Origin of the sequence: Pantoea sp. Ap-870 (assembly GCF_011752515.1) — a bacterium.
GTDB lineage: Bacteria > Pseudomonadota > Gammaproteobacteria > Enterobacterales > Enterobacteriaceae > Pantoea > Pantoea dispersa.
On sequence record NZ_VWXG01000003.1, the window covers coordinates 50,798 to 64,051 of the forward strand.

Annotated in this window: 10 protein-coding genes; 1 reads left to right on the plus strand and 9 read right to left on the minus strand. The window is 44.2% G+C overall.

What is annotated here, in order from left to right:
• Positions 1-52: 52 nt before the first annotated feature.
• From F3J41_RS09505 to F3J41_RS09535, 7 genes are all read right to left on the minus strand, one after another.
• Positions 53-472 (minus strand): hypothetical protein, encoded by a 420-nt coding sequence (locus F3J41_RS09505; protein WP_166710895.1) that lies wholly within the window; start codon positions 470-472, stop codon positions 53-55.
• Entirely contained in the window at positions 453-2,288 is a 1,836-nt protein-coding gene (locus tag F3J41_RS09510) for a hypothetical protein (protein ID WP_166710897.1), read from the minus strand. The genes F3J41_RS09505 and F3J41_RS09510 overlap by 20 nt, the downstream gene beginning before the upstream one ends.
• Positions 2,281-3,813, minus strand: a complete 1,533-nt coding sequence (locus F3J41_RS09515) for a site-specific integrase (protein ID WP_166710899.1) — start codon at positions 3,811-3,813, stop codon at positions 2,281-2,283. Before F3J41_RS09515 ends, F3J41_RS09510 begins: the two co-directional genes overlap by 8 nt.
• A complete protein-coding gene (locus tag F3J41_RS09520; RefSeq protein ID WP_166710901.1) occupies positions 3,813-5,015 on the minus strand; it encodes a site-specific integrase in 1,203 nt (400 codons plus the stop codon). Before F3J41_RS09520 ends, F3J41_RS09515 begins: the two co-directional genes overlap by 1 nt.
• A 627-nt stretch (positions 5,016-5,642) precedes the next feature.
• Positions 5,643-6,053 carry an H-NS family nucleoid-associated regulatory protein gene (locus tag F3J41_RS09525; RefSeq protein WP_166710903.1) on the minus strand — a complete coding sequence of 137 codons (411 nt, stop codon included), beginning with the start codon at positions 6,051-6,053 and terminating at the stop codon, positions 5,643-5,645.
• Between the two features lie 138 nt (positions 6,054-6,191).
• Positions 6,192-6,782, minus strand: a complete 591-nt coding sequence (locus tag F3J41_RS09530; RefSeq protein ID WP_166710905.1) for a hypothetical protein — start codon at positions 6,780-6,782, stop codon at positions 6,192-6,194.
• Positions 6,779-8,248 (minus strand): tyrosine-type recombinase/integrase, encoded by a 1,470-nt coding sequence (locus F3J41_RS09535; RefSeq protein WP_166710907.1) that lies wholly within the window; start codon positions 8,246-8,248, stop codon positions 6,779-6,781. Before F3J41_RS09535 ends, F3J41_RS09530 begins: the two co-directional genes overlap by 4 nt.
• Positions 8,249-8,405: 157 nt before the next feature.
• Between F3J41_RS09535 and mutS the strand changes: the two genes are divergently transcribed.
• Positions 8,406-10,967, plus strand: a complete 2,562-nt coding sequence (mutS, locus tag F3J41_RS09540) for a DNA mismatch repair protein MutS (RefSeq protein ID WP_166710909.1) — start codon at positions 8,406-8,408, stop codon at positions 10,965-10,967.
• A gap of 93 nt (positions 10,968-11,060) precedes the next feature.
• On the opposite strand, the gene rpoS is transcribed toward mutS, so the two are convergent.
• Together rpoS and nlpD are read right to left on the minus strand one after the other, a co-directional pair.
• A complete protein-coding gene (gene rpoS / locus F3J41_RS09545; protein ID WP_021507339.1) occupies positions 11,061-12,053 on the minus strand; it encodes an RNA polymerase sigma factor RpoS in 993 nt (330 codons plus the stop codon).
• Positions 12,054-12,104: 51 nt separating this feature from the next.
• Positions 12,105-13,229, minus strand: a complete 1,125-nt coding sequence (nlpD, locus tag F3J41_RS09550; RefSeq protein WP_058776000.1) for a murein hydrolase activator NlpD — start codon at positions 13,227-13,229, stop codon at positions 12,105-12,107.
• Positions 13,230-13,254 lie beyond the last annotated feature (25 nt).

The window sequence follows — 13,254 nt, forward strand, 5'->3', positions numbered from 1 at the left end:
CTTTAAAGTGCAATATTACTCCTTAAAATTCAATTAGTTACACCAATTAAACCTAATCTTCACTCCTTTCTCTATCAACTGACATTAAGGGTGCGTTGAGTTGGTGTTCTTTAATTCCATGTTTGTAAGCATTAAACTGCCATATTATGAACTGTTGTTTTAAAACTCTAACTTCTTCTTTGAGCGATTCATTTTTCAACTGCAAATTTTTTATCTGTTGTGAAGCAATGTTGAGATTTGCAGGTCTTTTAACTTCAGATGCTCCAGATTTTATGTTCTTCTTTTGAAGTTCAAAAGCCCTGACTATAGCTGTATGCTGACTCAGAGACTGTCTTGTTGGTCTCTTACCCAAAAGCTCGGTAACGGAGTCACAAAGATTTTCCCAGGTTAACTTCCCCTGCCTTAAAGTCTGCCATCCTGCTATAGAATTTATAATTATTTTTAGATCTTGATTAGTTAGGTGTTTGGCCATTATTGTTCTCCTTGTTGTTTATGATAATACTGTCATCCTTTTTCATTTCTAAAACACGAGACAGGTGTGAAAAATCGTCCCCATGCGTTCTTACAAGCGAACCATCAGGCAGTTCGGGGTTTTCCATCAATGCAATTATCCCCTTCACTCTTTCAAGTGTCTTGGTTTGATGCTGATACCACTTGTCAGCTCCAAGTTCCTCTTCACTGATAGCTTCTTTAGCCTTATCAACGAGGTCTTCGGTCGTATCAAGTAAGGACCTGAGCCTTTCGAGTTTCTGCTTCTCCCCTTTGACACATACCTGCTCACTACAGTTGATACAATCAAAGTATTTGCTACAGGGAGCAAAAGTATAATCATGTACACAATATCCATACTCAGTAGTATGAACAGCACCATGCTCTAACTTATTTTTTAATTCATGAATAGTTGAAATTTCAAAGTTCTCATTCACATCACTATCGCAGGGAATTATGTTATTTTGATTAATCCCCAGAGTTTTCACTTTTTCAATCATTTCATCTTCAGTGATGTGGTTGTAAACTCTGTTCTGGGTAATGGACACTCTACCTGACCACTTTGCTATATCCAGTTCTCCGAGGCCTCCTCTCTGGGCGAGAGTGTTGAGTAAATGTCTTGCTTGATGAGTTCTGAGAAATAATGGTTTATTATCCTCATCGTGATAACCATGCCTTTCGAAAAGATTCTTATACTTACTGATTTTTGAATAGCCTAACTCTTTAGAGAAGAAGGTATTTGTTATCTTAAACAAATCATTACCAGTTTGACGTTTCATGCTGAGCTGATTATCTAATAGAGCACAAAGAGCATTACTGAAGCGAACATCCTTTTCCTTATCAAACCAGATTTCTCCACCTCCTTCTTTTTTCATCTCTTCCTCAAGTATCTTACTTCTTGCTCTTGAATTTTCAGATAACTTTAACAATCTCTTAATTGCAAGTCTGGCAGTAGGAACCATAATTTCAGGTATCCACTTAATGTTTGCCCCAAAACCTTTCAATGAATAGAATCTCAGGCCATAGCATTCCTTTCCTGCCCTGTTCTTTTCAACAATTTCACAATCAGCTCTAAGTGATAATATTTCAGTTATACGACTGGGTGCGCACATCAGCAATGCAAACACTGAAGTAACAAACAGGTCTCTTTCGTGAAGATCATAATCCTGCATTGAAAAGATCTCACCAATTGCTCGTAATGCTCTTTCATTGGGCAGTTTCGCTAATCTGGCATTGTCTGCATTATCAGAGATCGACAGCCTAGATTCAGGTGGTCTGATGTAACTACTCCACTTCATTAATCCACAATTAAGGAATTCTTTCTCATTCAGGAAAGCAACCAATCTCTCCATAAATTTACCACAACTATATGCAACTCCTTTAGTGTAGTTTTCATTAATGTCGGACAAGCACTTATCGAGAATGACTGGGTTTAGTGATTTTATATCCCCAGACCCAGTAAAAACTAATAAATTCTTTTCAATCACCCTGAGCACAATTGGAAAAGTTAGTTTATCAAATCCTTTAAGATTAGAGCAAAAAATATAAGCCACATATGATTTGCAAAATCCAATGTAAGATGAATCAAGATCTTCCACCTTCCTTAAGGAGTCCAACTTGACATTCTTCATCTTAAATTTAGAAAATTTAAATATTTTCCTCCAATGATTACTCTCCCAGTTGTTATCAAGTAGATTGCCACTTAGTTGTTCTTTGCAATTCAGAATAAATTCGTTAAGATTTTTCTCTGCTAAGATTTCTGCTTTATTCCTAAAATTAACTATATCACTTTCATTCATATCTATTGCTCCTTTGTAATTTTAAAATATCACATTTTTTTACTACTTCTTCGACAGCCATTATTGTTCTGTCTAATGTTTTACTCATAGTCTCATCATTAGTATCAGTCATGATTCTTTCTCTTTGTTTTAATAAATGATTTCGTAGCTCAATATGCGGTGCATTAATAAATGGGCGAAAGTGATGGCAGGTATAACAAGGGACTGGAACATTAGCCTGACATGATTTACAACCACCACATGCTCCAGTGACATCACCTGACAAATCCCTTACTGCTAATTCATTTTTCTTTATTGAGTCATCACCCTGAATTTTACCCTGGAAAAAACCAGCATATTTTTGCATGTGATTTCCCACTGCTTCATCAATTCTTGCAACATGATCAGCATTAAATTCAACGTATACACCCGTATATTTAGTTGTAGAGTGATCTAATAGTTCTGCAATAACTAATTCGCTGGCACCTTCTCTCGCAGCTCTTGTGCCTACCGTATAACGAAATCGTCGAGGGTTTACATTTAATCTTTCATAAGTCCTTTCCGAAATAACATTCTCTGTTTCAGCAATAAAACCAAGTGTATTATTTATCTTTACAGAGTATTCGTGAGCTTTATCCGACACAAATATCTCTCTCAATTCCTTATTGATTTTGAATCTTTCTAACTTTTGCATTGATATAAATAGCGGTATATTTTCAATCTCTTTATTAGTTAGCTCTCTTTTAAGTATGCTACGAGTTTGCTCGATGCTCAAATCGCACTGCTTACGGAGTAAATCGTATAATTCTTTTGTCACTTGAAAATTTCTGCAAGCTTCCCTGAATCCCAAGCCTTGCTTTATCCTTGGGATGCTAATGACATAAGAATAGCTATTCTCATTTACTTTTAGCATTCTTATATCAGAGACCTTCATCTGTGAAATCTGTAGTGGCCTTCTTCCGGTTGCGCTTGTCAGCAAAGCCATTGCTAATTGAGTAATATCTATGTTTCCCTTGTCATATGCTCTATAGCAAGCTTCAAGAAAAGATTGTAATTCGATATCAGTAAATGGGCCTTTAACTTGATCTCTTCTTCTTACAACTTCTCCTTTTTTGTTGTCAGGAATTATTAATTTGCACAAGAAATCATATGCATCTTCATCTATTCCAGAGTAGCCCAATTCATACCATTTTTTTATGAATATTCTTACCGATGACATAATATTATTTTTCTTGCCATCAGATCCTCTAAACCTTACCAGGGAAAACTCATCAACTCTCTTTGGCTCTACACTTACAATAAACCTCCTGAAATTATTGTTTATTAATTTAACCGAAGCAGGACTTAATTCACAAGCCAGATACTTAAGCACCTTTAAATATCCTTCCAGTAATTCCTTATCAATTACATCCTTAACCATTTTAATATTTACCATCACATTTCGGCTTAGCCTCCATGCTTCATCATTTAGAGTAAAGTAATAACCTTTCGTTTTAGCTTCATAAGTGCTCTTATTATCTTCACCATCAACATATACTTTTAACATTAAACACCTCCTCTATTGATCATATCTTTCTGCATATTCAGAGCTAACTCTGCGGCCTTGTTTTCAGTGAATCTTCTGTTATAAATAGAAGCAGTTCCCGAACCCTCTTTCCAGCCCATGAGTAAAGACCTCATTTGTTCTTGCTCATATTGATTAGGTGGACTCTCCATACGGTCCATCTTTGAAGAAAATTCATAATTCCAGGTATGTCTTAATTTATGCCCTGTCATTCTGGAAAGTTCGGGGCAAGATATCCTTAAGGCATTAATGATTTTATGATATGCCTGAATAGATAATGGTTCTCCAAACGTATTTCCCTTTTTATGACAAATAAAAAGATAACCATTATCCTTTTTCATTCTGTGCTTTCTTCTTTCTACTTTAATATAATTGGAAATCTCCTGACTTAAATCATCAGATATTGATAACTTCCTACTTAGGGTTTTAACGAGCGGTTGTTTAATCCTTGAGTCATGAGGATCATCAGCTCTTCTGTTTATAAAAATTGTCTGAGAACCTATATCAATATCTTCAATTTTGATGTTTAGTAGCTCTCCTGCCCTCAATCCCAAGTTATAAAGAATCAGTATCATTAGTCTATTTCGCCTTTGAACATCAGAATTAAATGGATTCATTTCTGAACCTATTTTCAAAATCTCAAACAAAATATTAATTTGATTTTGATTGAGGTTTCTATCTTTTGCTGAATCTTGGTTCCTGAATCTGATCTTAGGTCTATGACTTTTCAATTTCGCAATGAACTTTTCGATAAGTTTGTGATCTCTTTTATAACTCACTGTGAAGAAGTCACATAACCATTCAAGATATTTAATAATTGCTGTTAATCTGAAGTACTGAGTATTACTATTAACCCTGCGCCCGCTATCAAGATTTGCAACCTTCTCTTTTTTCATTCTCTTAGTTATAAATTCTTTTAGTCCATCAATCTCTTGAAGATTAAGAAACTCTGCTGCTCTAATCCTTGCCTCTATATCTATCTTCTTAAAATTTAAAAACCTGTAAAACAAAGCTATACTCGCTGAATGTAGCTCGATAGTTGAAATAGATTCGTTCTTCTTTCTTAATTCTGATGATATATATAAACATGGATAATAAAGTGGCATTTTTGAAACTTTATCAGTGATTATGCAACATCTCTCCCCTGTATCCATTTTTATTGTATTAGTTACTATTCTATCCATATGTCTCCTTATTTTATTTACATTATTTCAGTTCCAGTTTTATCTAAAAAATCTTGCAAAATAGGTATATGTATAACCTACATAGAAAATGACCTATAAGTATATTGCAAAGAAATTATTGTCTTTTACTTAAAAAAATCAGTAATATCAAGTGGATCTAAATTATTTATTGCATTTATGTATCTGGTAGATAGAAGGTTTCTTCTATTTACCTGATACTAACTATTCACTATTTTACCCCTTGGTATATCTCACTTTTAAATAATTCCAGTAAAGTATTTTGCAACATCCCCCTGAATAAATCATTCATATCTTGCATTTTTAAATTAATTCTAATTCATTTATTCATTGGAATAATTATTTAATTAGCACACCAAAAACACTTAGTCAAATTTAACATACCATCCTATTCGTCCACTACCGAATTAAGGATCTTATTAAAAGATTTTTAAAGTTGATATTTTACTAACATGAAATCGTGGGTGAGGATGGTAGTTATAAAGATAAAAACCAATTTTTAATAATGGTATATCAATAGAAGGGATTTAGCTTAGCACTAAAAATAATTTCATTAAAAATAAAGTAAATAAAGGCCAACCCACTAAAATGGATTGGCTGAAACATTTTCTAGATCATAAAATCATCAAGATTTTTACCAGTGTCGAGAGCATATTTTATAGCTTTAGGTGTACGCCCCTGCCCCGTCCAGCTTTTCTCATTGCCATTTTCGTCCGTATATTTATATTTTGCAGGTCGAGGATTACGGCTTGATTTTTGTTTTGCTGATGTTGAGCTTGACCCATAGTTACCAAGTAGTTCCTGTGGATCAATCCCATCAGCAATAAGTTGCTCACGGATAGCTTCAAGTTTTACTTTTCTCTCTTCTCTTTCTTTCATGCCTGACTCTTCTTCGTGACGCTTTTCTTCAACGATTGAAGTCATTTTTTCAAGAATTTCTTCGAGAATATCCAGTGAGGTTTCACGTGATTGTGCTCTCAAAGTCCGAATATTAATAAATGCTTTAAATTCTTCGCTCATTGCAAACCTTCCCTTTTAAAATTTATGAAATGCTACAAATATTTTACTCATTGATTCTAGCCGAAGAATTCTGAGTGTCACCTATAAGAGCCAAAATTATGTAAGAAATGCCTTGTTCTTAAGATTCTTTCGTCTTTTCTAAGAATTTCTCAGGAATTTATTTATTTCGTGCTTTTCTTGCATCGTAATAGAATTCAATATCATTCGCTTTAAGAATTCAACAAATGTTGAATGCCAGATTTCTCTCTCATCAGCCCATGCCCAATCTTTGAGTAATGCATCTTCAATCGAAAGCCATATCAAAACATAATCACTATCTTTCAGGTAACCTTTAAAATAGTCATCTGTAACCCTGAGAGCATGACCGACAATCGCCCTCCCGTTACTTATGGTCCAAAATGGTTGCGTGCAAGTAAAGTCTGATAGCGATGTGAATGCCAATCCCCTAACCTGAGCGGCCTGCATGGTGCCACTAACTCTATGATTGTTTCGCCAAGCCCTAAGATCGCCAAGAAGATAGTTTACTCGCTGATTTCGGGCTTTGCTTTCAGAAGACTGATACTGCACATAGGGTGGACCATCCCCATTCTGGCGATAACGAGCAAGGGTTTTAACACTTACCCCTAAATATAATGCCGCTAAATCTACCCCAATGGTGGCATCATCCGGCATGTCACCGAACAAACTCCAGACCTCTGACATCTCTCTCAAGGTTTCAATAGCACTCATGCTTGCTTCCCAGAATATTCAGGTATTGGTGGGTATTTTGCTGAAGCCAGTAAATTATTATATAACCCTGGCGCAGTCATCAGTATATGTAGCTCAATCCGCTGTAGTGCCTCAAACACTCGGTTTTTGTCCGGTTCAGCATACCTCTCGGTAGGATCTGTTGTGTTACGGTGATTCAGCAGTTTCTTTACAACAGCATATGAGCCGATTTCTTCAGCGATTCTGCCAAAGGTTCTTCTCAAGTCATGAGTGCCTAACTTAGCGATTCCGGCTTCTGCACATAGGTATTCCCTAAGTGTTTTACTGTCACTATAGTGCCCGCTTTTGCTTCGAGGTGATCGTGCCGGAAACACCCATTTCCTACGATTCGCCTCTGTTTCCTTATCAAAAACCAGATCCCTTCTGTCCTCTAACAAGCATTTGACCGCATCACAGATGGGAAGCTCATGATTCGTCCTGTTCTTGGTATCAAAGAAGAAGATTTTTCTATTAGCCAAATCGACATAGCTCGTAGACTTTGCTTCTTCTGCCAATAGCTCTTCTCTCCAGCAGAGCGAAGCCGTTTCTTCCTTTCTCGCACCAAGCAATACCGTTAGCAGGAGATAATCGCAACCAAGGCGGTTGAAGCTTCTTTTGTTATGTAGTGCATCAAGAAATTTACCCAATGTATCTTTTGCGGAAAGCGGATTTCTCACACCTTTTGATTGATAGCTTTCTTCCAGTTCAGAGCGACTACGATATTTCTTTTGCACTCTGAGCACAGTGAATGGGTTGTAAGTGAGAACAGGCAGTCTTTGCTGGCTCTGTGCATTCATCGCCTCTACATCGATAGAATGTTTAACTGCCACATTTGCCCATCTGAAAGTCTGCTCGGCCGTCGTTCTGGCCTTTGAGGCTATCTCATCAAACTTCTTAAGTATGATGCTTCCTGTAAGGTCACGGACTCTATACCGTTCCCACTCTCTAAGCTTTTGTTCCGCTTTATCCAGCACCCGGATTGAATTTGGTTTTGCTGGTTTACTTCGTCCTAAGAGGTGCTGACGATATTGAGCAAAAATCTCACTGAGTGTCAGCTCTGCGATATCCGCTTCTCGTTTAACTGCATTTGGATTTCTTTTAGTAGATTTCATCGATTGTGCATAGGTTCTTGCAACTTCACGAGCCTGATCAATCGATGCAAAATCCGATACATTACCAATCGTAGCTCTGATTACCTGTGAAGGTGACTTACCCTCTGATGGACTTCTATCTCCTCCTGAAACTCTTCTCTGGATGATATAGGTCTTCTTCGTTGCACTGATCTTTACACCAAAGCCTACGGGTGAATCACGGTGGCTGTCAGTGATAAGATACGGCTTACCAGAAATGTTAGGCACATACACAACTCGTCCGTCTGAATCTAACTCAGGTTTGGTTTCTATCGATAACTTATTGATAACTATCGATTGATTCAGATTCATCTTCACAGTTGTTGCCTCATGTATACCAGAAGAGCCATGTTGTATTCTCAATAGTAGCTAGAATACATCTGGCATACAAATTTTCGGATTTAGATGGATTTATCAGGGTTTCAAATGGGGCCACTTGAGTACTTCTAAAGCCATAAAAACGAGTTAATTCAATATGAAAGAGTCTACAGATAAGGACTTTTCAACCCATACGCCTATGATGCAGCAATACCTGCGCCTGAAGGCCGATCATCCTGACATCCTGCTGTTTTATCGCATGGGCGATTTCTATGAGCTGTTCTACGACGATGCCAGACGCGCATCGCAGCTGCTGGAGATCTCGCTGACTAAGCGCGGTGCGTCCGCCGGTGAACCAATCCCGATGGCCGGCGTGCCCTATCATGCCGTTGAGGGCTATCTGGCGAAGCTGGTGCAGCTGGGCGAATCGGTGGCGATCTGCGAGCAGATTGGCGATCCGGCGCTGAGCAAAGGGCCGGTTGAGCGTAAAGTGGTGCGCATTGTAACGCCCGGCACCATCAGTGATGAAGCGTTACTGCAGGAGCGCCAGGATAACCTGCTGGCAGCCATCTTCCAGAGCCAGCGCGGTTTTGGCTATGCCACGCTGGATATCAGCTCCGGGCGTTTCCGCCTTGGCGAGCCGGGCGATGTCGAGACCATGGCGGCCGAACTGCAGCGCACCAATCCGGCAGAGCTACTTTATCCGGAAGATTTGCAGGCCATGACGCTGATCGATCAGCGCCGCGGGCTGCGGCGGCGTCCGCTGTGGGAATTCGAAATCGACACCGCACGTCAGCAGTTAAACCTGCAGTTTGGCACGCGCGATCTCAGCGGCTTTGGCGTCGAGCAGGCGCATCTGGCGCTGCGCGCGGCGGGCTGTCTGCTGCAGTATGTCAAAGATACGCAGCGCACCTCGCTGCCGCATATTCGCTCGCTGAGTATGGAGCGCCAGCAGGACAGCGTCATCATGGATGCGGCTACCCGGCGCAATCTGGAAATCACCCAGAATCTGGCGGGCGGCAGCGAAAATACGCTCGCGGCGGTGCTGGATAAAACCGTCACGCCGATGGGCAGCCGCATGCTGAAGCGCTGGCTGCATATGCCGCTGCGCGACGTAGCCACCATCACGCGCCGCCAGGAATCAATTGCCGAACTGCAGTCGCTGAGCGAAGAACTGCAACCGGTGCTGCGCCAGGTGGGCGATCTGGAGCGTATTCTGGCACGTCTGGCGCTGCGCACCGCGCGTCCGCGCGATCTGGCACGCATGCGTCATGCCTTCCAGCAATTACCAGAACTCAATACCCAGTTAGCGGGCGTGGCCGCGCCCCATCTCAACGCGCTGCGCGATCGGATGGGGGATTTCAGCGAACTGCGCGAACTGCTGGAAAGCGCCATTATTGAATCGCCGCCAGTGCTGGTGCGCGACGGTGGTGTTATCGCGCCCGGCTATAACGCCGAGCTGGACGAGTGGCGCGCGCTGGCCGACGGCGCCAGCGACTATCTTGACCGCCTGGAGATTCGCGAGCGCGAAAAACTGGGGCTGGATACTCTGAAGGTTGGCTTCAACGCTGTGCACGGCTATTACATTCAGGTCAGCCGCGGACAGAGCCATCTGGTGCCTATCCATTACGTCCGCCGCCAGACGCTGAAAAATGCCGAGCGCTATATCATTCCCGAACTGAAAGAGTACGAAGATAAGGTCCTTACGTCGAAAGGCAAAGCGCTGGCGCTGGAAAAGAGCCTGTATGACGAGCTGTTCGATCGCCTGCTGCCGCACCTCGAAGCGCTGCAGCAGAGCGCCGCGGCGCTGGCAGAGCTGGACGTACTGGCCAACCTGGCCGAGCGCGCCTGGACACTCAACTACTGCCGCCCGGTGCTGCAGGAGAAAGCCGGGATTCGCATCACCGCCGGTCGCCATCCGGTGGTGGAACAGGTGCTGAAAGAGCCGTTCATTGCCAACCCGCTGTCGCTTTCGATGCAGCGTCGCATGCTGATCATTACCGGCCCCAACATGGGCGGTAAGAGTACTTATATGCGGCAGACGGCCCTGATTGCACTGATGGCCTGGATCGGCAGCTATGTGCCGGCGGAAGAGACAGTGATCGGCCCCATCGATCGCATCTTTACCCGTGTCGGTGCCGCCGACGATCTCGCCTCCGGTCGCTCTACCTTTATGGTCGAGATGACCGAGACCGCCAACATTCTGCATAACGCCACCGAAAACAGCCTGGTGCTGATGGACGAAATCGGCCGCGGGACGTCCACTTATGATGGCCTGTCGCTCGCCTGGGCCTGTGCCGAAAGCCTGGCGAATCGCATCAAAGCCATGACGCTGTTTGCCACCCACTACTTCGAGCTCACGACCCTGCCGGAGAAAATGGAAGGCGTGGTGAATGTGCATCTTGATGCGGTGGAACACGGTGACACCATTGCCTTTATGCACAGCGTGCAGGATGGCGCCGCGAGCAAGAGCTACGGCCTGGCCGTGGCGGCGCTGGCCGGTGTGCCAAAAGAGGTGATTAAGCGTGCGCGCCACAAGCTAAAAGAGCTGGAAGCGCTGTCAGGCAGTTCTGCCGGCTCAACGGTGGAAGGCTCACAGCTGCCGCTGCTGGTGGCGGAAACCTCGCCGGCAGTAGAGGCGCTGGAAGCGCTCGATCCGGACAGCCTGACGCCCAAACAGGCGCTGGAGTGGATTTACCGTCTGAAAACCCTGATGTAATCAGTCACCGGCGCGTTCGCGGCGCGCCGGCCTGAATGACAGGCATAAAAAAACGGTGACCTTATGGTCACCGTTTTTATTGCCAGCTACGGCTTATTCGCGGAACAGTGCTTCGATATTCAGACCCTGCGTCTGCAGAATTTCGCGCAGACGACGCAGACCTTCAACCTGAATCTGACGGACACGCTCACGGGTTAAACCGATTTCGCGGCCCACATCTTCCAGCGTTGCCGCTTCATAGCCTAACAGACCGAAACGACGTGCCAGCACTTCACGCTGCTTGGCATTGAGTTCAAACAACCACTTAACGATGCTCTGTTTCATATCATCGTCCTGCGTGGTGTCTTCCGGACCGTTGTCTTTCTCATCGGCCAGGATATCCAGCAGCGCTTTCTCGGAATCACCGCCTAACGGCGTATCAACCGACGTAATGCGCTCGTTGAGACGCAACATACGGCTTACGTCGTCAACTGGCTTGTCCAGCTGCTCGGCGATCTCTTCCGCACTCGGCTCATGGTCCAGCTTATGCGACAGTTCACGCGCGGTACGCAGGTAAACGTTCAGCTCTTTAACAATGTGAATCGGCAGACGAATAGTACGGGTTTGGTTCATGATAGCCCGTTCAATGGTCTGACGAATCCACCAGGTGGCATAAGTTGAGAAGCGGAACCCGCGTTCCGGGTCAAACTTCTCTACGGCGCGAATCAGGCCGAGATTCCCCTCTTCAATCAGATCCAGCAGCGCCAGACCACGATTGCTATAACGGCGGGCAATCTTTACCACCAGGCGTAAGTTACTTTCGATCATGCGACGACGAGAAGGAATGTCACCGCGTAATGCGCGACGGGCGAAGAACACCTCTTCTTCCGCCGTTAACAGTGGTGAATAACCAATCTCGCCGAGGTAAAGCTGCGTCGCATCCAGAACGCGTTGCGTCGCACCTTGTGACAGCAACTCTTCTTCAGCTACTTCATTATCACCAGGTTCGTTCTCAACGAGAGCCTTCTCATCAAAAACCTCAGCTCCGTTCTCCTCGAATTCCGCATCATCGTGTAACTCATTAACTTTCAGCGTATTCTGGCTCATAAGCGGCTCCTACCCGTGATCCAAGGGCAGAACACCTAAGGTTCTGCCGGATTATCGCTGCGGTAAATAACGCAACGGGTTTACGGATTTCCCCTTGTAACGAATTTCAAAGTGCAATCTTACTGAACTGGTTCCGGTGCTACCCATGGTAGCGATTTTTTGCCCCGCCTTAACTTCCTGTTGTTCCCGGACCAGCATGGTATCGTTGTGGGCGTAGGCACTCAGGTAATCATCGTTGTGTTTGATGATGATTAAATTACCGTACCCGCGGAGCGCGTTGCCTGCGTATACCACTCTTCCTGATGCAGTGGCGACGACAGGTTGTCCACGCGACCCGGCGATATCGATCCCTTTGTTTCCGCCTTCCGCAGCGGAGAAGTTATCGATGATCTTCCCATCAGTCGGCCAACGCCAGCTTCCCACTGGTGTTGTGCTATTAGTTGTGCTGCTAACTGTGGGCGGTGCGGTAACCGGAGCTGTGGTCGTTGCCACATTATTTGCCCCTTTCGACGGCAGCATTTTCCCGCCTGTCGAACCCGAATCATCAGAATACGTAATAACAGGTTGCTGTGCAACAGGGGTGGATTTAATTTGCGTCTGATTCGATGCCACCGGAACGCCGCCCTGCGTGGCATCCGCTGCGGTTATCGCGTTACCACCGGTGATGGTCTGACCGTTACCGTTACCCACCTGTAACGTCTGCCCGGCGCTCAGGCTATAGGGCGCCGCGATATTATTGCGCTGTGCCAGATCGCGGAAATCATTGCCGGTAATCCAGGCAATATAGAACAGCGTATCGCCTCGCTTAACGGTGTAGGTTTCACCGCCGTAGCTGCCTTTAGGAATATTCCCATAATTGCGATTGTACACAATACGACCATTTTCGGTGGTCACATTATTATTGCCACTAACCATTCCACCTGCAGGCGCGGCTGATGGTGTACCACCGCTTAACATTCCACCACGCGGCATCGCCGGCACGGTGCTGTTCTGCGCGGCGATCATGCCGCCGCCTGTGGTGGGAGCTGCAGCCATACCGCTATCACCGCTGTTGCTGCCAATCTGGCTGATGGGGGCTTGTGTGTTGTCGCCAGAGCTACAGCCTGCCAGCCAAAAACCGACCAGTGAAAGTGCCGCCAGACGGCGTAATTGAAATACTGTGCTTCCCGTGCTCATTGATCCCCCGTGATGGCAATCCTGG